At 43.6% G+C, this 19,968-nt stretch carries 20 protein-coding genes and 1 riboswitch; of the genes, 1 reads left to right on the top strand and 19 read right to left on the bottom strand.

Annotated elements, in window-relative coordinates:
- Positions 1 to 79: 79 nt before the first annotated feature.
- From ilvA to ENLAB_RS14180, 12 genes are all read right to left on the bottom strand, one after another.
- Entirely contained in the window at positions 80 to 1,333 is a 1,254-nt protein-coding gene (ilvA, locus tag ENLAB_RS14235; RefSeq protein ID WP_228078977.1) for a threonine ammonia-lyase IlvA, read from the bottom strand.
- An 11-nt stretch (positions 1,334 to 1,344) separates the two neighbouring features.
- Positions 1,345 to 2,334, bottom strand: a complete 990-nt coding sequence (gene ilvC, locus ENLAB_RS14230; protein WP_077452642.1) for a ketol-acid reductoisomerase — start codon at positions 2,332 to 2,334, stop codon at positions 1,345 to 1,347.
- Between the two features lie 50 nt (positions 2,335 to 2,384).
- Positions 2,385 to 2,861: an acetolactate synthase small subunit gene (gene ilvN / locus ENLAB_RS14225; RefSeq protein WP_077452643.1), complete on the bottom strand. Its 477-nt coding sequence runs from the start codon at positions 2,859 to 2,861 to the stop codon at positions 2,385 to 2,387.
- Between the two features lie 4 nt (positions 2,862 to 2,865).
- Positions 2,866 to 4,566, bottom strand: a complete 1,701-nt coding sequence (gene ilvB, locus ENLAB_RS14220) for a biosynthetic-type acetolactate synthase large subunit (protein ID WP_142962832.1) — start codon at positions 4,564 to 4,566, stop codon at positions 2,866 to 2,868.
- A gap of 2 nt (positions 4,567 to 4,568) precedes the next feature.
- Positions 4,569 to 6,257 carry a dihydroxy-acid dehydratase gene (gene ilvD / locus ENLAB_RS14215; protein WP_096742425.1) on the bottom strand — a complete coding sequence of 563 codons (1,689 nt, stop codon included), beginning with the start codon at positions 6,255 to 6,257 and terminating at the stop codon, positions 4,569 to 4,571.
- Positions 6,258 to 6,825: 568 nt separating this feature from the next.
- Entirely contained in the window at positions 6,826 to 7,101 is a 276-nt protein-coding gene (gene hbs, locus ENLAB_RS14210; RefSeq protein ID WP_003126821.1) for a non-specific DNA-binding protein Hbs, read from the bottom strand.
- A 234-nt stretch (positions 7,102 to 7,335) separates the two neighbouring features.
- On the bottom strand, positions 7,336 to 8,646 hold the full coding sequence (der, locus tag ENLAB_RS14205) for a ribosome biogenesis GTPase Der (RefSeq protein WP_005237082.1): 1,311 nt from the start codon (positions 8,644 to 8,646) through the stop codon (positions 7,336 to 7,338).
- Between the two features lie 163 nt (positions 8,647 to 8,809).
- Positions 8,810 to 10,024, bottom strand: a complete 1,215-nt coding sequence (gene rpsA, locus ENLAB_RS14200) for a 30S ribosomal protein S1 (protein ID WP_220426223.1) — start codon at positions 10,022 to 10,024, stop codon at positions 8,810 to 8,812.
- 212 nt (positions 10,025 to 10,236) lie between these two features.
- Positions 10,237 to 10,908, bottom strand: a complete 672-nt coding sequence (gene cmk, locus ENLAB_RS14195) for a (d)CMP kinase (RefSeq protein WP_142962830.1) — start codon at positions 10,906 to 10,908, stop codon at positions 10,237 to 10,239.
- A 105-nt stretch (positions 10,909 to 11,013) separates the two neighbouring features.
- Positions 11,014 to 11,640 (bottom strand): SAG1386/EF1546 family surface-associated protein, encoded by a 627-nt coding sequence (locus ENLAB_RS14190; RefSeq protein ID WP_142962829.1) that lies wholly within the window; start codon positions 11,638 to 11,640, stop codon positions 11,014 to 11,016.
- A 72-nt stretch (positions 11,641 to 11,712) separates the two neighbouring features.
- Positions 11,713 to 13,095 (bottom strand): RecQ family ATP-dependent DNA helicase, encoded by a 1,383-nt coding sequence (locus ENLAB_RS14185; protein ID WP_244351698.1) that lies wholly within the window; start codon positions 13,093 to 13,095, stop codon positions 11,713 to 11,715.
- Positions 13,089 to 14,084, bottom strand: a complete 996-nt coding sequence (locus tag ENLAB_RS14180) for a helix-turn-helix domain-containing protein (RefSeq protein WP_077452649.1) — start codon at positions 14,082 to 14,084, stop codon at positions 13,089 to 13,091. Before ENLAB_RS14180 ends, ENLAB_RS14185 begins: the two co-directional genes overlap by 7 nt.
- Positions 14,085 to 14,110: 26 nt before the next feature.
- On the opposite strand from ENLAB_RS14180, the gene ENLAB_RS14175 reads away from it, so the two are divergent.
- Positions 14,111 to 14,326: a ferredoxin gene (locus ENLAB_RS14175; RefSeq protein WP_077452650.1), complete on the top strand. Its 216-nt coding sequence runs from the start codon at positions 14,111 to 14,113 to the stop codon at positions 14,324 to 14,326.
- 57 nt (positions 14,327 to 14,383) lie between these two features.
- On the opposite strand, the gene ENLAB_RS14170 is transcribed toward ENLAB_RS14175, so the two are convergent.
- From ENLAB_RS14170 to ENLAB_RS14140, 7 genes are all read right to left on the bottom strand, one after another.
- Positions 14,384 to 14,977: an ECF transporter S component gene (locus tag ENLAB_RS14170; protein WP_016613081.1), complete on the bottom strand. Its 594-nt coding sequence runs from the start codon at positions 14,975 to 14,977 to the stop codon at positions 14,384 to 14,386.
- Between the two features lie 150 nt (positions 14,978 to 15,127).
- Positions 15,128 to 15,252: riboswitch (FMN riboswitch) on the bottom strand.
- A gap of 79 nt (positions 15,253 to 15,331) precedes the next feature.
- A complete protein-coding gene (locus ENLAB_RS14165; RefSeq protein ID WP_077452651.1) occupies positions 15,332 to 16,048 on the bottom strand; it encodes a pseudouridine synthase in 717 nt (238 codons plus the stop codon).
- Positions 16,049 to 16,050: 2 nt separating this feature from the next.
- Entirely contained in the window at positions 16,051 to 16,635 is a 585-nt protein-coding gene (gene scpB / locus ENLAB_RS14160) for an SMC-Scp complex subunit ScpB (protein ID WP_005229316.1), read from the bottom strand.
- On the bottom strand, positions 16,628 to 17,377 hold the full coding sequence (locus ENLAB_RS14155) for a segregation/condensation protein A (protein WP_005237103.1): 750 nt from the start codon (positions 17,375 to 17,377) through the stop codon (positions 16,628 to 16,630). The genes scpB and ENLAB_RS14155 overlap by 8 nt, the downstream gene beginning before the upstream one ends.
- Positions 17,378 to 17,391: 14 nt before the next feature.
- The gene (xerD, locus tag ENLAB_RS14150; RefSeq protein ID WP_005237104.1) at positions 17,392 to 18,282 is read right to left on the bottom strand and encodes a site-specific tyrosine recombinase XerD; all 891 of its coding nucleotides are present in this window, start codon (positions 18,280 to 18,282) and stop codon (positions 17,392 to 17,394) included.
- A gap of 233 nt (positions 18,283 to 18,515) precedes the next feature.
- Positions 18,516 to 18,968, bottom strand: a complete 453-nt coding sequence (fur, locus tag ENLAB_RS14145; protein ID WP_005237105.1) for a ferric iron uptake transcriptional regulator — start codon at positions 18,966 to 18,968, stop codon at positions 18,516 to 18,518.
- 109 nt (positions 18,969 to 19,077) lie between these two features.
- The gene (locus ENLAB_RS14140) at positions 19,078 to 19,941 is read right to left on the bottom strand and encodes a CvfB family protein (RefSeq protein WP_077452652.1); all 864 of its coding nucleotides are present in this window, start codon (positions 19,939 to 19,941) and stop codon (positions 19,078 to 19,080) included.
- Between the last annotated feature and the right edge of the window lie 27 nt (positions 19,942 to 19,968).

The raw sequence follows: 19,968 nt of genomic DNA, 5'->3' as shown, positions 1-19,968 counted from the left end.
CGCCGATTTGTCCCATGTTTCTATGCCAAAAAACAAAAAACATGATTTCCTGTTATTACAAAGGAAACCATGTTTTTTTCTAAACCAAAAGCGAGTAAAGTGATTGATTTTGCTGAAGGTTGATATAGTTTTGGTCAAACTGTTCAATTCGTGACAGTAATGCGGGTAGATCTTTTTTGTGTTTCAACAAGATTCCCAGCATTACTGGTCCTGTTCCACGATTGATTTTTTTCGTATATTCAAACCTCGTGATATCATCATCAGGCCCTAATACATGGCTAACAAATTCCTTCAACGCACCGGGACGTTGCGGGAAGTTGACGATAAAATAATGTTTCAATCCTTGATAAATCAGTGATTTCTCTTCGATCTCAGCCATGCGGGAACTATCATTGTTGCCGCCACTCACAATACAGACGACTGTTTTGCCTTTGATTTGCTCTTTGATCAGATCCAAAGCTGCCACACTCAAGGCACCAGCTGGTTCAGCGACGATCGCTTGTTTGCTGTATAATTCTAAAATCGTTTGGCAGATTGCACCTTCTTCCACCGTTACCAATTGATCTACGTAGCGTTTGGCATGAGCATAGGTTTGAGCTCCGACTTGTTTGACTGCCGCACCATCCACAAAGGTTTCAATATGCTCTAAAGCCACCGGTCCTTGGTGATCAAAGGCTGCTTGCATCGAGGCCGCTCCTACAGGTTCTGCTCCAACAACTTTTATCTTCGGTTGCTTTTCTTTCAAATAGGCTGCGGTTCCGCTGATCAAGCCACCACCGCCAATGGCAGCCACCACCAAATCGATCGTTACTTGTTTCTTTTCAGCATCAGCCAACATTTCCACAGCTACTGTTCCTTGTCCTGCGATAATATTGGGATCATCAAAAGGAGCAATGAAAGCCATTTGTTCTTCTTTGGCAAATTGTTTGGCAGCCTGCGCCGCCGCATCAAAGGTATCTCCCACCAATTCGATCTTGACGTAGTCACCGCCGAAAAAGAGCACTTGCGCGATTTTTTGTTGCGGGGTCGTTGTCGGCATGAAAATGACCGCATGGATCTGCTGTTCTTGACAGGTATAAGCAACGCCTTGGGCATGATTCCCAGCACTGGCACAGACGACCCCACGACGAGTTAGTTCAGGATCTGCCTGGGTGATCGCATAGTAGGCACCTCGTAATTTGAAGGAGCGGACTTTTTGCAAGTCCTCTCGTTTCAATAAAACCGTCGCTTGGTATTTTTCAGATAAAAAGCGATCATATTGCAGCGGTGTATGACTAACTGCTCCCCGCAGTCGCTCGTAGGCTTGTTCGATTGCAGAAACTGTCACCAACAAATGCGCCACCTCTAATCTTTCGCAACAAACGGCATCATTTTCCGTAATTCGCTACCGACTTTTTCAATTTGATGGTTGCCGTTTTCTTCACGCATTTTATGGAATTCAGGGAAGCCATTTTGATTATCCTCAATGAATCCTTTCGCGAATTGACCATTTTGGATATCTGTCAATACGGCTTTCATGTTCTCTTTGGCTTGCGCGGTGATCACCCGTGCACCGGAAACGTAATCGCCATACTCTGCCGTATTTGAGATCGAATGGCGCATTTTTTTGAAGCCTCCTTCATAAATCAAGTCAACGATCAGTTTCAATTCATGACAAACTTCAAAATACGCCAATTCCGGTTGGTACCCGGCTTCTACCAATGTTTCAAAGCCAGCTTCGATCATACTGGTCAAACCGCCACAAAGCACGGCTTGTTCCCCAAAGAGATCGGTTTCGGTCTCTTCTTTAAAGGTGGTTTCCAAAACACCGACCCGTGTGGCACCAATGCCTTTTGCATAAGATAAAGCTGTCGCTTGTGCGTTGCCAGTTGCATCTTGATAGACTGCAAACAAGGCTGGCACCGCAAACCCTTCGGTAAAGGTTCGGCGCACCAAGTGGCCCGGTCCTTTAGGCGCAACTAGAAACACATCCACCTCTTTTGGCGGCGCGATCACATCAAAATGAATATTGAAACCATGCGCAAATGCCAATGCATTGCCGGCAGAAAGATTCGGTTCGATCTCATTTTTATACAACGATCCTTGGATCTCATCGGGTGCCAAGATCATGACTACGTCCGCTTTTTGAGTGGCTTCGGCTACTGGAAAGACCTCGAACCCGTCGTTTCTTGCAGCTTCTGCTGACTTTCCTTCACGAATGCCGATAAAGACTTCATGGCCTGTGTCCCGTAAATTTTGCGCATGGGCGTGCCCTTGAGAGCCATAGCCGATGATCGCAATCTTCTTGTCTCCTAGATTATCTGTAACTTCCTCGTTGTAATATACTTTTACCATACTTGTTTCCTCCGAATTCTTTCTTTATTTTAAGCAATTCAAAATTGCACTTACCCTCTTGTAAAACCCGTGACCCCTGTTCGTGCCAACTGTTTGATCCCGTAGGGACGCAAAACTTCGATGCATGCTTCTACCTTTTTTGTATCGCCGGCAACTTGCACAACGATCGTTTTCAGTGCGACATCGACAATGTGCGCTCGAAACGGATCGATCACTGCTTGGATCTCCGAGCGGCTGGTAGTTGGTGCATTGACTTTGATCAGCACCAGCTCCCGTTCGATATGAGGAATTTCTGTGATATCAGAAACCTTCAAGACATCGATCTGTTTGTTCAGATGCTTAGTCACTTGTTCTGTTTCTGCCAAATCGTTCACGTTGACAATGATCGTCATTCGTGAAAATTCTGGCCGTTCCGTTGTGCCGACAGAGATACTCTCGATATTGACCTGTCGGCGGTTTAAGACACTCGTAATGCGGCTCAAAACACCTGCTTCATTATGAACGATTGCTGCTAATACCCGTTTCATCTCCTTAGACTCCCATCATTTCATGATTGGCTTTCCCCGGTGGAATCATCGGCAGCACGTGCTCTGAGGGCGAGACCATTACTTCGATCAGCTGCGGTCCTGATTGAGAAAAAGCTGCTGCCAATTGATCTGCCAGTTGCTCTGGGGCATCGATCCGACAGCCTTCGATGCCGTAAGCTTGTGCCAGTTTAACAAAATCAGGTTGTTGTGCAAAAACAGAGGCAGAGCGTCGTTTGCCATGAAAGGTTTCTTGCCATTGACGGACCATTCCTAACGAACGATTGTTCAACAAAACAAATTTGACATTCAAGCCATACTCATTCAAAATCGCAAATTCTTGGTTCGTCATTTGAAATCCACCATCGCCAACAAACACCACGACCATTTTTTCTGGATGAGCAAATTGGACACCAATTCCCGCAGGGATCCCATAGCCCATCGTGCCCAGTCCGCCACTGGTAATCAATTGTTTAGGAAAGCGAAACGGATAATACTGCGCGACCCACATTTGATGCTGCCCAACATCGGTAATGACGTAAGCCTCTCCTTTGGTCAAACGTCCTACTTCTTCGATGACCTTTTGCGGTTTGATTTCTTGTGTCTGAGTGCGATCATAGCGATAAGGTTTTTCCTTTTTCCGTTTTTGGCATAGATCCAACCAGTCAGACCATGTTCCTCTTGTTGGCTTATAGCGCAGCATTTGTTGCAAAGCAGCCTTGGCATCGCCAACGATTGGGATCTTAGTTTCTACGATCTTGCCGATCTCTACTGGGTCGATATCGATATGAGCAACGATCGCCTGCTTGCCGAACTGACTGCCGGCCGTTGCTAAACGATCATCGAAGCGAGAGCCGATATTGATAATCAAATCGGCTTCCGATAAAGCCATGTTCGCCGCATAGGTGCCATGCATACCGCCCATGCCCAAGAAAAATTGATGATCACTTGGCAGCAAGCCTAAGCCGAGCAACGTTGTGACTGTCGGCAACTTGTACTTGGCAATAAATGCATTTAGTTCAGCCGCAGCTTCGGCAGCGATCACGCCTGCACCCGCCAGTACCACTGGTCGCTGTGCTTTTTCTAGAACTTGCATCAATTTTTCGATTTGCAGACGAGATGGCTCTGCAGTCGGTTGATAGCTTTTCCTTGTGATCGGCAACGAGCAGGTTTCGGCGGTTTCTTGTAGGGTAATATCTTTCGGAAGGTCGATGACAACTGGTCCCTTACGACCAGTTGAAGCGATGTGAAAGGCTTCAGCGATCACTTTCGGCAACTCATCGACACAGCGGACTTGGTAGTTGTGTTTCGTGATCGGCAACGTGATACCTAGAATATCCGCTTCTTGAAAAGCGTCTTTGCCAATTCCTGGTACCGCCACTTGCCCCGTGATAACCACCAACGGTACGGAATCACTCATGGCATCAGCAATACCAGTGACGACATTCGTAGCACCTGGTCCGCTAGTCACTAAAACGACCCCCACATTGCCAGTAGCTTTGGCATAGCCTTCAGCGGCGTGAATCGCCCCTTGCTCGTGACGCGTCAAAATATTTGGAATCGCGGCATCATATAATTGGTCATATAACGGTAAGACGGCGCCACCCGGATAGCCAAAGATCATCTCGACGCCTTGCTCTTGCAGGCTGTCCACTAACACTTGCGCGCCAGTCCTTAGATGCGATGCTTGATACTCGATATTTTCCATTGCTACTCCTCCTCATCAGGTACTCGCATAATCCCGCCCGTATTCGCAGAGGTCACTAAAGCGGTATAACGTGCAAGCCAGCCTTTCTTCACTTTCGAACGAAATTTTGGTCGTTCTTGCGCACGCGTGGCAAGTTCTTCTTCTGAAACTTGCAGATTTAGCGTCCGATTTGGCAAATCAATTATGATTTCATCACCGTCGTTGACTAGCCCTAGTGGGCCCCCAGCTGCAGCTTCTGGCGAAATATGGCCAACCGCGATTCCTCGGGTCGCTCCTGAAAAGCGGCCATCTGTGATCAAGGCGACATCTTTGCCTAACCCACGACCAACGATACTTGAGGTAGGCGCCAGCATTTCTGGCATACCTGGTCCCCCTTTCGGACCCTCATAGCGGATCACTACAACATGTCCTTTTTGTACGGTATGGTTGTCGATGGCAGCAACTGCTTCATCATGAGAATCAAAACAGATCGCTTTCCCTTTGAATACTTGGACACTTGGATCGACCCCACCGACCTTGATGACACTGCCTTCTGGGGCGATATTGCCGTACAAGATCGATAGCCCCCCCACAGGACTATACGGGTTTTCTTTGGGATGAATGACTTCTTCGTTGTGGATCTTCGCTTCAGCGACATTTTCTCGTAACGTCTTACCGGTAACAGTCGGTCGATCGGGATGAATCGCTCCCTCGATATCACAAAGCTCCCTTATGATTGCCGAAACGCCGCCAGCTTCATGGACATCGTGCATCGAATAGGCTGATGATGGCGCGATTTTTGAGAGATAAGGCACTCTTTTAGCGATTTCATTGACCCGTCTTAAGTCATAGTCAATCTCTGCTTCATTGGCGATCGCTAAGGTATGCAGCACTGTGTTGGTGGAACCCCCCATCGCCATGTCTAAAGCGAAGGCATCATCAATAGCTTCTTTGGTCACGATGTCGCGAGGCTTGACTTGTTTTTCAACAAGATCCATCAACTTAAAGGCGGCTTGTCTAACTAGTTCTCGTCGCTCTTGAGACACAGCGAGGATCGTGCCATTGCCTGGCATTGCCAATCCTAAGATTTCTAAGAGGCAATTCATCGAGTTGGCAGTAAACATCCCTGCGCAGGAGCCGCAAGTCGGACAGGCATTTTGTTCCATAAACTCAAAATCTTCTTTTGTCATATTACCCGTCTTGTACGTCCCAACGGCTTCAAACATGGAAGATAAGGTTATTTGATGTCCCCGAGGATCAATGCCGGCTTTCATCGGACCGCCGGAACAAAAGATTCCTGGTACGTTGGTCCGCATCGCTGCTAAAATCATGCCAGGAGTGATCTTGTCACAATTTGGGATATAAAATACGCCGTCAAACCAGTGGGCATTGATGACGGTTTCTGCAGAATCAGCGATCAATTCTCGGCTAGGTAGCGAATAACGCATGCCAATATGTCCCATCGCAATGCCATCATCCACGCCGATCGTATTGAACTCAAAAGGGATGCCGCCAGCTTCACGAATCGCTTCTTTAGCGATATCTGCTAACTCCCGTAAATGCACATGTCCGGGTACGATATCGATATAGGAATTACATATCGCGATAAATGGTTTGTTCATATCATGGATATTTTTAACTTGTCCTGTGGCATAGAGCAGACTCCTAGCTGGCGCTGCATCGATCCCTTTTTTAATTTGATCACTTCTCACACTCATCATCTCCTGCATTTTGGAATAAAAAAAAGCATCCCGGTTATAAAAAACTGGGATGCTTTGCCAGAATCCCATTTTACTTACGCAAATAGGACTCAAACAAACGGATAATTTTTGCTTCCGTGTTCTAAGTCCTGGTATCAATAATAATGACTAATAAATATTGATTAAAATTACGCATAGAAAATGGCTCCTTCATTAGAAATAGTAACGTTCTTGTAATTGTTTACCAATATACCCTTTGCAAAAACACTTGTCAACGAATTTTCTGAATTTTTTTTCAATAATGACAATTCTATCAAGCCCATTCTAACATTGGATGTCATTTAATCGGTTTCCCGTTTTTGTTAAGATCTCTTTTGTATCAAGGGTGATTATATCCAAATGTGAGTAAGCATTGGCGCTAAGTGTTTTTTTTAGATCAAAAGAAAAACAAACTATTATTTTGAATTTTCTGACAATAAGATGTGATTGCTTGCTTTCCAGATGACAACCGCATGGGAACAACCAATATTTAAGTAAAAGAAAAAACCCTTGATTACTCAAGGGTTTCTACAAGACTCAATTATTTCACTGCGTCTTTAAGAGCTTTACCTGGTTTGAATGCAGGTACTTTGCTAGCAGGGATCTTGATTTCTTCACCAGTTTGTGGGTTGCGTCCTTTGCGTTCTGCACGAGAACGAACTTCAAAGTTACCAAAGCCGATCAATTGAACTTTTTCACCGTTAGCTAAAGCGTCTTGAATTGTTGAGAATACAGCGTCTACTGCTGCAGTTGCGTCTTTCTTAGTTAAGTCAGTAGCTGCTGCAACTTTTTCGATTAATTCTGCTTTATTTGCCATGGATGGTTTCACCTCCTGATATTTTTTTTGATGTCATGCATCAACAAAAATCTTGAGTGGTCCAAGGTTTTTGTCAAATATTGATTACCATCAATATTCTGATATAACGTTATCATAAGAACCTTGTAATATCAAGGATTTTAACGTTTTTAGGGGGTTTTTTTTTGGTTTTTTCCCATTTTGCTAGAAAAGGACAGATTTCTTTGTAAAAAGAAACAAAGTATGATAAAATCTCTATTTTCTTCTGCGTGGAATGATCCGAATCGGCGTTCCTTCAAAAGTGAATGCCTTGCGGATTTGATTTTCTAAGAAACGCGCATAAGAGAAATGCATCAGTTCTTCTTCGTTGACAAAAATAACAAAAGTTGGCGGTTTGACAGCCACTTGCGTCGCATAAAAAATCTTCAAACGTTTGCCTTTGTCTGTTGGTGTTGGGTTGATCGCCACCGCATCCATAATGACGTCATTCAACAACGCAGATGGAATACGCATATTTTGATTCATGCTGACTTCTTCGATCAATTGTGGCAACTTGTTCAAGCGCTGTTTCGTCACTGCGGAAACGAAAATGATTGGTGCGTAATCCAAATATTGGAACTCATCTCTGATCTCTTCTTCAAAATCACGCATCGTATTCGTTTCTTTTTTCAATGTATCCCATTTATTGACAACAATAATGATTCCACGGCCTGCCTCATGGGCATAGCCAGCGATCCGTTTGTCTTGCTCGCGAATTCCTTCTTCGGCGTTCAAGACCATCAAGACGACGTCTGAGCGTTCAATGGCCCGCATTGCTCGCATGACACTGTATTTTTCAGTAGATTCGTAGACCTTCCCTTTTTTACGCATGCCGGCGGTATCGATCATGGTAAATTCTTGACCGCTTTCGCTAGTAAAATGGGTATCGATCGCATCACGAGTCGTTCCTTCGATATCTGAAACGATCACTCGCTCTTCTCCAAGAATCGCATTGATCAAAGACGATTTCCCGACGTTTGGTCGACCGATCAAACTAAACTTGATGATGGAATCGTCTTCTTCTTCCGCTTCATTGGTGAAGTGTTTGACTGCTTCATCAAGAACATCACCGATCCCTAATCCATGACTTCCTGAGATCGGGTATGGATCGCCCAGACCTAAACCATAGAATTCATAGATATCGTTACGCATCTCGGGATTATCAACTTTGTTGACCGCTAAAATCACGGGTTTGTTGCTTTTGTATAACAAACGAGCCACAAGCTCGTCCGCATCTGTTACTCCTTCACGAGCACTCGTAATAAAAACAATGACATCTGCTTCATCGATGGCGATTTCTGCTTGATGCTTGATTTGATCCATAAACGGCTCATCACTTAAATCGATCCCACCTGTATCGATTACGCTAAACTCACGGCCTAGCCATTCACCAGTGGCATAAATACGATCTCTGGTCACTCCTGGAGTATCCTCAACGATCGAAATTCGTTCTCCAGCTATCCGGTTGAAAATGGTCGATTTCCCCACATTCGGACGTCCAACGATCGCTATTGTTGGATTTGACATTTTTTACCCTCCATTTAAAAAAGCAGTCCTTGTACGCTGCTTCTTGTATTCAATCTTACTTAGTTTACCTAAAGCCATGGAAAGTTGCAAGCTTTCCCAGCAAACAAAAAATCAGCTTATAACAAATTCAAACATCGAATCGTTATAAGCTGATGGCATACAATTACTCTTCGTCGCTGTCTTTTAAGGCATCGCCTAAGATATCACCCATGGTAAACCCGGTTGATTCTTCTGGCAATTGATAATCATCCTCTGAAACTTCTTGTGTTTCATTGGTGTTTTCGGCTTTTTCTAATGCTTTGATACTTAATGCGATTCGGTGTTCTGAAGGGTTCACTTCGAGCACTTTCACTTGCACTACATCGCCTTCTTGTAAGACTTCATGTGGTGTCGCAATGTGTTTATGGGAGATTTGTGAAATATGGATCAGCCCTTCAACACCTGGGAAGACTTCCACAAACGCACCGAAGCTTGTCAAACGTTTAACAGTCCCAGTTAAGACACTGCCAACAGCCGCTTGTTCTTCGATATTGGTCCAAGGTCCAGGCAATGTGTCTTTGATTGAAAGAGACACACGTTCTTTGTCTGCATCAACAGATAAGATACGGACGTTGACGGTATCGCCAACAGACAAAACGTCACTCGGTTTGCCCACATGCCCATGTGAAATTTCAGAGACATGGACAAGTCCATCGATGCCGCCTAGGTCTACGAAGGCACCAAAATCAGTCAAACGAGCTACTTTTCCTTCTACTTCTTGTCCTTCATATAAATCAGCTAATAACGCTTCTTTTTGTTTTGCTTTTTCTGCTTCAACAACAGCTTTATGAGAAAGGATCAAGCGGTTTTCAGAAGGCTCGATCTCAACGATTTTAAAGGTCAATGTTTTCCCTTTATAATCTTCAAAATCCGCAACAAAATGATCTTCGACCATTGATGCCGGAACAAAACCACGAACACCTACATCAACCACTAACCCGCCTTTAACGACGTTGGTGACTGGTGCTTCGATGATTTTTCCTTCTTGGAAATCTTTTTCGATATCTTCCCAAACTTTTTTCGCATCTAAGCGACGTTTAGAAAGGAGATAGCTGCCGTTTTCTTTGTCTTTACCAATTGCTGAAATCACAACTAATTCTAAGACATCCCCTACTTTGACTGCTTCGTTGATGTCTTCAACAGGTAAAGTCGATAATTCTTTTGCAGGAACAACGCCTTCAACGCCGGCGCCTTCGATCCCTACGATCGCTTGTTTATCCTCAATGGCCAATACCTCGCCTTTAACGATATCTCCAACTTTTACTTCTTGGAAATTGTCTAAAGCGGCTTCCATTGATTCATTTCCACTCTCAACCTGATTATTTTCAAATTCTGTCATCTCTCATGTCCTCCTAACCAACAATTCTGCAATAATTGCACTACATCTTTTAGTTTAAAATAGAATGAAAAAAAAATAAAGCGATTTCTCTTATTTTCCTAAAAAACTACGGTTTTTTCGTTGAAAAAGTCTTTTCACGTCTGTTTTCTTGCTTGCTTTCATCTTTTTCGTAGGAAAAATAAAAAAACAATGGGGAACACCCACTGTTTTCGTTAGTTGATCTTTTCTTGGATCGTTTTTTTGATTGCTTCTACGACTTGCTCGATCGTTAAACCGGAGGTGTCGATTCGAACGGCATCTGTTGCTTGTTTCAGAGGCGAGACTTCCCGATGGGAATCCAAATAATCTCTTTGCTGGATCTCTTCTTTCAAGGTTTCATAATCGGTACCGATCCCTTTTTGCTGATTTTCTTTGAAACGGCGCTGCGCCCGTTCTTCCACACTTGCTACCAGAAAAATCTTGACTTCTGCTTGTGGTAAAACCGCCGTACCAATATCGCGGCCATCCATCACGACACCGCCATCTTTAGCGATCATCTGCTGTTGTTGGACGAGTTTTTCGCGGATCGCAGGGTATGCCGACACCTTCGAAACTGCGTTGGTTACTTCTGGCTGACGGATCGCTTCTGTGACTTGCTCTCCTCCTGCAAAGACCTCTTGACCATGTTCAGTTGGTTCAAAAGTGATGGGGTATTGATCGATCAAAGCAGCGATCGCCGCTTCATCCTCTAGTGAACAGCCGCTTTTTAAGGCCAAATACGTGATGCTGCGATACATGGCACCGGTATCTGTATAAATAAACCCTAAATCATTGGCGATGATTTTTGCCACTGTGCTTTTTCCCGATGACGCAGGACCATCAATAGCGATGTTGATTTTTTTCATTTTTCTTACTCCTCGTTTCCCAACGATGTGTATTCCTTCATCGTTTCTGCTTATCGTTCACCTTGGCTTCTTCCTACCAAGAAAAAAAACCGCCAAAGCGGTTTTTTATTTAATTCGTAATGTGTCGCCAGGGTATAGCATGTAGTTGTTTGGATCAATCCCATTTAATTGATATAGGGTTTCAACTGAGATGCCTGTACGGGCTGCCACTTGTTCAGGACCTTCACCTGCTTGCACCGTCGTATATTCCTCGGTACCAGTCGCTCCTTGCCCTTGATTATTTTGCGTAGTGTCTTGCCCTGCATTATTTTCTTGTTGAGTCGGCTCACTACTACTTGATGGCGTCGTTGAAGCTGGTGCAGAACTGCTACTGCTTGATGAAGAACTTGATTCACTTGTTGACGAACTTGTCTCACTTGTCGATTCAGTAGTGGATGATTCCGTTGTTGATGACTCGGTTGTCGAAGATTCTGTCGTACTTTCTACTGTACTGCTCGAACTTGCTGCGGTCGGGGCATCACTGTTATGATTCAATACCCAAATACCGGCACCAACCGGAATTGCCACGATCAAGAAAAGCAAAACTAAAACGATCGTCAAAAAGAGTGAATTCCCACGCTTTTGTTTTCTTTGTTGGGATCTTGATGCAGAATCATCGTATTCTGTATCATAGATTGGTTGTTCCCACGGTTCTTGATTTTCTGAATTGTAGTCATTGTCTTTCTTGCTCACTCGTATTCCCTCCTAGTTTCCTTCCGATGTATTATACCATAGGTAAATAAAAACTGTCCTGCAAAATACGATTCAATTTATATCTTTAAAAATTTTTATTAAACGTTCTTGCCAATGAAGGATGACTTTTTTTTCTAAAAGCTCTTCTTCTACTGCCAATTCGATCCCGTCATTGTCGCAACAATAAGGATTCTGTTGCACTTCTTCTCCAAAATGCGCCAATAAAAACTGACGGCGGCAACCGGTAAAATGAATATAAGCCAACATTTTTTGTAATTGTTCTTGCTTTTGCTGTTCGTTTTGTTTTAGCGTTTCCAGCCAAAACGCAGCCCCCAACTCCTTCATCTTCTGCTGCCATTTTTCTTGCAGCGGTGTCAAGGGTTCTTTCCTCTTTTCCTGAACCATTCGTTCTAAAGCACGGCGTTCTTCTTTGTTTTCTCGCTGAAAGAAGTAGTGGATCTGCTCATCGTGTTCCTGATAAAGCAAGATCGCACTGCTTTGTTTGCCATCGCGGCCTGCTCGACCGATTTCCTGACTGTAGTTTTCCAGCGAATCAGGCAAGTCATAATGGATCACAAAACGAATATCTTCTTTATTGATCCCCATCCCAAACGCATTGGTTGCGACGAGCAATTTTAATTTATTCTGAGAAAACTGCTGCTGCAACGTTTTTCTTTGATCACTCGCTAAACCACCATGATAATAACCTACCGAATAGCGCTGACGCAGTTTATTATAGACTTCTTCGACTTTGCTTCTTGTGGAACAGTAAATGATCCCAGCCCCGCCTAAGCGGCTGAGATAGTCTGCTAATGCCGCATCTTTGTCTGTTGTTTGCTCTACGAACAAGCCGATATTGCTGCGGTTCATCGAATAACGATAGACATTGGCGTTCTTTGCTAACAACACCTGTCGAATATCTGCTTCGACTTGTGCCGTAGCAGTAGCCGTCAAAGCTAATGTGACGGGTGTCTTCAAGCGTTTTTTTACTTCACCAAGCTGCAAGTACTCTGGTCGAAAATCAATGCCCCATTGGGAAACACAATGAGCTTCATCCACCACGAGCATAGCGATCTTTGCTTGTTCGAGTTGTTGCAAAATGGCTTCTTGCACGATCATTTCTGGACTTAAAAACAAAAATTTGTACTTCTGCAAGTGCTGCATCACATAGTGACGATCGGCAAGGTCCAGTTGACTATTAAATGCAATCGCGCGTTTTTCCCCTTGCTTTTGTAAGCCATAGACTTGATCTTCCATTAAAGAAACAAGCGGTGAGATAATGATCACGATGCCATCTATGAGGTACCCTGGTAGCTGATAACAGAGACTTTTGCCATTCCCGGTAGGCAGAATCGCTAACGTATCTTGCTGCGCTAAAACACTTTCGATGACTTCTTTTTGTCCTTGACGAAATGTTTTGAAGCCAAAGTACTGATTCAGTGCGTTTTCTAACATCGAATCCCCCGTTTCTGAGCAATCTGTAACAAACGGATCGTCAAAAAATCTGTCGCCAGAAGTTCCTGTAATTCTTGATAGCTGTTTTTCCAAGAAGTTGCTGGCAGCTTATTCAGCAACGCTGTATCAAAGCGCTGATACGGAAATGTCGGATCAAGCAGTGCCCATTCAATCAAATGATCATTAACGGTTCCTCGTTTGATCCTTCTTTTTTCCATGATCTGCTCAACAGAAGCTCCTTGCAAGAATAATGCACGACTTTCCAGCATACTTTGATTCAGATTCCTATTTAGAAAAGGCGATAATCCTTGAAACAGTACCATCTGCGGCTCTTTTTCGACCAGGGCTAAAAATTGATGGATCGCAGCTCCTACATAAAGATTGTCCCAAGGCTTACCTTGTACAGATTCTGGCAAAAGTTGGAAAAACGCCTGCCCAAGAAGATCAGGACCAGATAAGGTGCCCGCTAAAAAATCTGCAACTTCTGCGGGAAGCTGGTCAAAAACTGCCGAAAGTTCTCGATGAGTGATCTTTTTGATTTCAGGGTATTGATGGATCAGTCGACGCACAGGTTCTGTATATAAGGGCGTGTTCTCAACAGGAATATACTGATTGGTCACCCCTTGATATGCAGCTGCTTGAACCAGCAGTCGGACAAAACGCCAAGCCTCCTCCGTCGTTCGTCCATACCGAAAATAATCCATCTGATGCAACAACATTTCTCTGGACTGCTCATAATTTGCAACGGTCCTTTTGAGCAGCAGACCATCTGAATCCCGACTTAACATCCCTTGTTGGATCAAGTCAGCGATCGTCTGTTGATACTCCCTCTCATTCAACTGTGGCATCGCTTGAAAAAGACCTAAGCGATCATAAAAAAAGGCATAACTCAAAACAGAGCTAGTACGCTTTCCAATGAGAATTTGATAAAGTGTCGATGGGCGTAGCTTGTCAGTATCAGAAAACAGCGCTAAAATAAAAGAATCCATATCTTCCCTCCAGAAAGGACTAAAAAATGTCACAACGCTGTAAAATTGTTCCTGAGCGCTGCATTGCTTGTGGCCTATGTGCGATCTATGCCCCCGAGATCTTCGATTATGATGAAGATGGGATCGTTTTATTTGCCCAAGAACCGAGTGCTCGGCAACAGTTTATCATAGAAGAACAACAAGAAAAAGTCAAAACTGCTTATCGCAAATGCCCTACCCGTGCGATTATCATGGAAAAATAAAAAAGCCGACCTGCCATTGACAGACCTTTCGTCTGCAACAGCAAGTCGGCTCATTTTTTATTTTCCTATAGCAGAATGATGGGGCTGCTTACGAGCCAACCATGGCAGCAGTTTGGCATGTAGTGCTAAAAAGACGGCACTGACGATTGCGCCTTTAACCAAATTGAAAGGTAAGATCCCGATCGCCACATATTGCGGCAAAGACATTCCTAAAAATTGATCGGCTGTGACCCCGAAAAAGCGTAGGTAAAGCGGTGTGATCACAAATAGGTTCGCCACACTCATAAAAATCGTTACCGACAAGATACCGCTGATGACACCAACCATTTTGTTTTTGGTGTGGATACCTTTGCGGAAAAAGTAGTACATTGGTAAAGTAAAGGCACATGATGCTAAAAAGCTTGCCGTATCCCCCACCATATCAGCAGGTGAAAAACCAGATAAGAACAAATGTAGGACCGAACGAATGAAGGCAGTCACTACCCCACTCCAAGGACCAAATAAAAACATCATGATCATCACGGGAATATCACTAAAATCGATCTTTAGAAAGCTGAATGCCGGAAAAATTGGAAAAGCGATAAATTGCAAAATTGTTCCCATAGCAGCACACATGGCGATTGTCACCATTTTTCTTGTTTTGTTGTTCATCAGTATAAATCCTCCTAAGTTCAGGATTCCTCTTCAAACGAACCTATTAAATTTCCTCGGCTTTCTTGTCGGCGCCAGACAAAAAATGCCCTCTTTTTTCCACAGGGAAAAAAGAGGGCATTCGAAATAGCCATAAGCAAATCAAATACGCTCTATCTTCTTTATCCAGACTGTACTGTCGGTATCGGAATTTCACCGATTCAGCTATTTCCGAAGAAATAGGTCGTGGACTATAACCACCGGTCGGGAATTGCACCCTGCCCCTGAAGACGAACCTTTATTCTATTTATTACATGTTCTATTATACACAAAATCTAAAAATTAACAATAGTTACGTTTTCAGATACTTTTCAACTATTTTGCACTATTTTTCAGCTGGCTGACTTCTTTCTTCGACAATTCTCGGTATTCCCCTGGACGAAGTCCTTTCAGATCTAACGGACCATAGTTTTCCCGTTTTAGTTTTTGCACAGGCAAACCAACTGCTTTTAGCATGTTTTTGACTTGATGGTTGCGACCTTCGTGGATCGTCAATTGCACAATACTAGATTGCGCTGTTTGGTCTGTCGATAAGATTTCAAAGCGAGCAGGTGCCGTCTTACGGCCTTCGATCCGAATCCCTTTTGTCAATGGGAGCAGCTGCTTTTTATCCGCAATGCCTTTGACCTTGGCAACATACACTTTGTCGACTTCGTGTTTTGGATGCATCAGTGTCTGTGATAATTCCCCATCATTTGTCAGGAGCAGTAAACCGGAGGTATCATAGTCCAAGCGTCCGACTGGATACACTCGTTCAGGCACTTCAGCAAAATAATCCAAAACGACTTTGCGCTTTTTATCATCCGTAACAGCTGAGATCACGCCACGAGGTTTGTAGAACAAATAATAGACGTGTTGTTCTTGTTCGATCGGTATGCCATCGACTTCAACGACGTCTTTTGAACTGACTTGGACCCCTAATTCTTTGATTACTTGTCCATTAACTCGCACTCGGCCTTCGGTTATCAATCCTTCAGCTTTTCTTCTTGAGGTGATGCCGGCATGGGCAATCACTTTTTGCAAACGTTCCATCTTCATTCTCCTTCTGTTTCTGCTTGTTTGTAGCGGTCGTAAAAAAGATCAAACGGTGCATCTTCTTCAAGTTCATCTTCCATTGATTGGATGTCAGGCAATTCAGCCAAACTTTTTAAGCCAAAATAATCCATAAAGTATTCCGTCGTACCGTATAAGATCGCTCGTCCTGGTCCGTCCACGCGGCCTTTTTCTTCAATCAGCCGTTTTGCCACCAGTTTTTGAACCGAGCCGCTGGATTGGACGCCGCGAATCTCTTCTACTTCCATCCGAGTGATCGGTTGCTTGTAAGCAATGATTGACAAAGTTTCCAAAGCCGCTTGCGACAATGAACTGCCCATCGGTGATTCGGCATATTTCTTCAATAAAGGGGCAAATTGTTTCTTAGTGGTTAAGATAAAATGATTGCCGACTTCTAGAATATGCAACGCAGTATGTTCATTTTCTTCATATTGCTGATTTAATTCCTGCAAATGCTGATAGACACTGGCAGTATTACTTTTGACTAAATAACTTAGTTCTTCAAGTCCGATCCCCTCATCACCGACGACGAATAAGATCGCTTCTAATTCACTATATTTACTCATCTTCTTTACCTGTTGGATAGAGCAGAATCGACGCATAATTGTCTGTTTGCTCTACTCGAATCGTTCCTTTTTTCATTAATTCTAATAGTGCCATAAAGGTTACCACAACTTCTGTTTTATTGTAAGAGGTAAAAAACGAATCGAAGCTGCGGCCTTTTTTGGCACTGACATGCTGCATCTCCAACTGAATCGCCGCCATCTTTTCATCGATGGTGCTTTCATCAGGAGAAATCTTGGTTTCTAGTACTTGGCGATTTTTCTTTTTCTCGACCATTTTTTGAAAAGCCAAAAAGAGATCGATCGTGTTGAATTGATTGGCTCTTAATTGATCTTCTTCCTCTTTGTATTCATCGACATCCATTGGATCTTTCGTGTAATACAAACTGCGCTCTTCCGCTTTTTCTGAAAGCTGTTCGGCTGCGTACTTAAATTTCCGGTATTCTAGCAGTTGTGCCACCAGCATATCCCGCGGATCTTCTTCGTACTCTTCGACTTCAGCAATCAATTCTTGTTTAGGCAATAGCATCTGGCTTTTGATCGCCATCAAAGTCGCCGCCATAACTAAATATTCTCCAGCGACTTCTAATTCTAAAATTTTCATGGCATGGATGTACTGCATGTATTGTTCGGTGATGGTAGCAACTGGAATATCATAAACATCGATCTCCAGTTTTTTGATCAAATGAAGCAGCAAATCCAGCGGTCCTTCAAAGACAGCCAATTTTATTTTGATTTCTTCCATTCCATCCTCGATTTCTAGGCGCGCGGAAAGTGCTGCTTGTACACTTCCGTCATCCGTTTCTTCGTTATATGCGTGTAAATCTGAGTGGTCGAGATATCTGCGTGTCCTAACAACTCTTGAACCGTTCGCAGATCTGCCCCGTTTTCTAATAGATGGGTCGCAAAACTATGGCGCAACGTATGGGGAGTCACATTCTTGGTGATCCCAGCTTGTCGAACCAAGGCCTTTAAATTTTTCCAGATTCCTTGACGAGACAGTTGCGTGCCGTGGTTGTTCACAAACAGATGGCTTTCATCTGGCGTTTTTCTCGTCAAATACGGACGCGCATCGCTGAGATAGGTTTCGATCCATTGAATCGCTAGATCCCCTAATGGAACGATCCGTTCTTTGTCGCCTTTCCCGGTTGTTTGCAGCAACCCCATACTTAAATGCAAATCGTTTAATTTCAAACCGATCAACTCGCTGACACGTAAGCCCGTTGCATACATCACTTCCAAAATCGCTCGGTCACGGATGCCCAACACCGCTCGCGTATCCGGTGTTTCGATCAACCGCTCCACTTCTTGTAAACTCAAGGTATCAGGCAGCTTCTGCTGTTTTTTCGGGGAATCAATATGCTGCATTGGATCATGATCGGTAAACCGTTCTTGACGCAAAAATTGATGGAATCTTCGCAAACTAGAGACCATCCGAATCACGGTCGCCGAGGATTTTCCCGCTTCTTGCAGACTTTGCAAAAAAGACAAAACGATCACTCGGTCGATCTGCTGCCACTGAGTGACTTGTTTTTTTTGTAAAAACGCAAGATACTGTTGCAGATCTCGTTGGTAGCTGGCACGGGTATTTTGGGATAGCCCGCGCTCAATGGTCAAATAATGAAGATAATCAATGATTTGTTCGTTCATGGGGCTCCCTCTACTTTCAGCTTTTTTATCATATCAAATTCTGGCTCGTTAAGATAGTAGCTTGCCAATAAAAAAGAGGCACCTACCCATATCGTTTGCCCAAGGAAACACCCGAATCATAGCAGATTTTTCGGTTTCTTTCAAATTGGAAAAAATAGCGCTCTTCCTATTGGAAACCATCTGACTATCATTCGGGTGATAACAAACGTTTATTTAAAATTGCCAAAGTACAATTACTCGGCTTTGCTTTGGCATTTTTGACAGACACCATGAAATGTCAACCGATGATCCTTTACTAAAAAATGGTACTTTTGTTCAACGATCTCTTCGACACTGCCCAGCAAATCCTCTTCAACCTCTTCAATATTGCCGCATTCCAAACACAACAAGTGATGATGAAAGTGTTTGGCACCTTCTTTGCGTAGATCATAGCGAGCGACACCGTCATTAAAGCTGACTTTATCGACGATTTTCAAATCCGTTAAGATCTCCAACGTTCGATAGACGGTTGCCAAGCCAATCTCAGAATTTTTTTTTCGCACAAAAAAGAAAATCTCTTCGGCGGATAAATGGTCTTTCTCATTTTCTAATAAGACCAATAACGTCGCTTCTCGCTGAGGAGTTAATTTAAACCCCGACTCGTGCAATTGTTTCTTGGTCTTTTTTAACGCTGCTGTTGTGTTCATAGTTGCCTCCGTATGCCGTTAATTTATAACGATTCTAATCTGAGTGAGAATCACTCAAGACAAACATTGTAATCATTATAAATTAGAACGATAAAAGAAACAAGTATTCTCAATTAGGTTTTTTGATAAGAATCGTAAAGCCGTCTTTTTGCTCAATCAAACGCTGTTTCATTAAGGTTCCTAATGCCCGTTTAAATTGGCCCTTACTAATACCAAATGTTTGTAAAATCTCTTCCGGTGCTGATTTGTCGGTGAAAGGAATTTTGTTCTCAGGTGCTCGTTCTAAAAAGGTTAGAACCATGGCGGCATCATTTGAGATCGCTTCGTGGGCTCTTGGTTTCAATGAAAGGTTCAAGACACCATCTGGACGAATCCCAATCACTCGCCCTTTGACCACTTCCCCAAGGCGCGGCTCTTGATACCGTTCTGATGGATGGACGAAGCCAATATAAAAATCATCCGTCAGCAAGTAAGTACCCGCTAACTTCAAACGGTACACGGTACCTGTAACATCTTGATTCTTCATTTGCTCCGTACCATTTTTGCTCAATGCCTTAAAAATTTTCTCATCTGCTAATGAAGCCCAAATACGCTCTTTGTCATCGACCCGCAAGCTGACCATCAAGCGGTCCCCTTTTTTAGGCCAAAGTTCCCGCATCGTTGGCAATTCATCTAATGAAACCACCATATCTTTGTCTTTTAAACCGATATCGACGAAAACGCCTAAGTCGCGACGGCTTCCTGTGACTGTACCAAAGGCATAATGCCCTTTGCGGCTTTTCGGAATGTTCGTAGTGAGCACATTTTCTTGCTTTTGATTTTGATAGCCAAACCCTTCGACTGCTTCACCTAAATGATGCTCGCCTTCTTCCTTGGCTAGTCGGAAGGTAACCCCGCCTTTTTGAACAAAATAATTTTGTTCATTTTCATCAATGATCAATCCGCTAAATACGGATGCTAATAAGTCTTTCATCTATTCTCTCCTTCTTCATAAAAACTG

Origin of the sequence: Enterococcus innesii, from assembly GCF_022846515.1 — a bacterium.
Taxonomy (GTDB): Bacteria; Bacillota; Bacilli; order Lactobacillales; family Enterococcaceae; genus Enterococcus_D; species Enterococcus_D innesii.
The sequence above is the reverse complement of the archived record's forward strand: the minus strand, read 5'-3'. Positions and strand labels throughout refer to the sequence as shown.

What these genes read in the sequence shown, in the direction of transcription:
- ilvC (WP_077452642.1), bottom strand. Translation starts at nt 2,334, where the DNA reads ATGGTAAAAGTATATTACAACGAGGAAGTTACAGATAATCTAGGAGAC.
- ilvN (WP_077452643.1), bottom strand. Translation starts at nt 2,861, where the DNA reads ATGAAACGGGTATTAGCAGCAATCGTTCATAATGAAGCAGGTGTTTTG.
- ilvB (WP_142962832.1), bottom strand. Translation starts at nt 4,566, where the DNA reads ATGGAAAATATCGAGTATCAAGCATCGCATCTAAGGACTGGCGCGCAA.
- hbs (WP_003126821.1), bottom strand. Translation starts at nt 7,101, where the DNA reads ATGGCAAATAAAGCAGAATTAATCGAAAAAGTTGCAGCAGCTACTGAC.
- der (WP_005237082.1), bottom strand. Translation starts at nt 8,646, where the DNA reads ATGTCAAATCCAACAATAGCGATCGTTGGACGTCCGAATGTGGGGAAA.
- rpsA (WP_220426223.1), bottom strand. Translation starts at nt 10,024, where the DNA reads ATGACAGAATTTGAAAATAATCAGGTTGAGAGTGGAAATGAATCAATG.
- cmk (WP_142962830.1), bottom strand. Translation starts at nt 10,908, where the DNA reads ATGAAAAAAATCAACATCGCTATTGATGGTCCTGCGTCATCGGGAAAA.
- ENLAB_RS14185 (WP_244351698.1), bottom strand. Translation starts at nt 13,095, where the DNA reads ATGTTAGAAAACGCACTGAATCAGTACTTTGGCTTCAAAACATTTCGT.
- ENLAB_RS14180 (WP_077452649.1), bottom strand. Translation starts at nt 14,084, where the DNA reads ATGGATTCTTTTATTTTAGCGCTGTTTTCTGATACTGACAAGCTACGC.
- ENLAB_RS14175 (WP_077452650.1), top strand. Translation starts at nt 14,111, where the DNA reads ATGTCACAACGCTGTAAAATTGTTCCTGAGCGCTGCATTGCTTGTGGC.
- ENLAB_RS14170 (WP_016613081.1), bottom strand. Translation starts at nt 14,977, where the DNA reads ATGAACAACAAAACAAGAAAAATGGTGACAATCGCCATGTGTGCTGCT.
- ENLAB_RS14165 (WP_077452651.1), bottom strand. Translation starts at nt 16,048, where the DNA reads ATGGAACGTTTGCAAAAAGTGATTGCCCATGCCGGCATCACCTCAAGA.
- scpB (WP_005229316.1), bottom strand. Translation starts at nt 16,635, where the DNA reads ATGAGTAAATATAGTGAATTAGAAGCGATCTTATTCGTCGTCGGTGAT.
- ENLAB_RS14155 (WP_005237103.1), bottom strand. Translation starts at nt 17,377, where the DNA reads ATGGAAGAAATCAAAATAAAATTGGCTGTCTTTGAAGGACCGCTGGAT.
- xerD (WP_005237104.1), bottom strand. Translation starts at nt 18,282, where the DNA reads ATGAACGAACAAATCATTGATTATCTTCATTATTTGACCATTGAGCGC.
- fur (WP_005237105.1), bottom strand. Translation starts at nt 18,968, where the DNA reads ATGAACACAACAGCAGCGTTAAAAAAGACCAAGAAACAATTGCACGAG.
- ENLAB_RS14140 (WP_077452652.1), bottom strand. Translation starts at nt 19,941, where the DNA reads ATGAAAGACTTATTAGCATCCGTATTTAGCGGATTGATCATTGATGAA.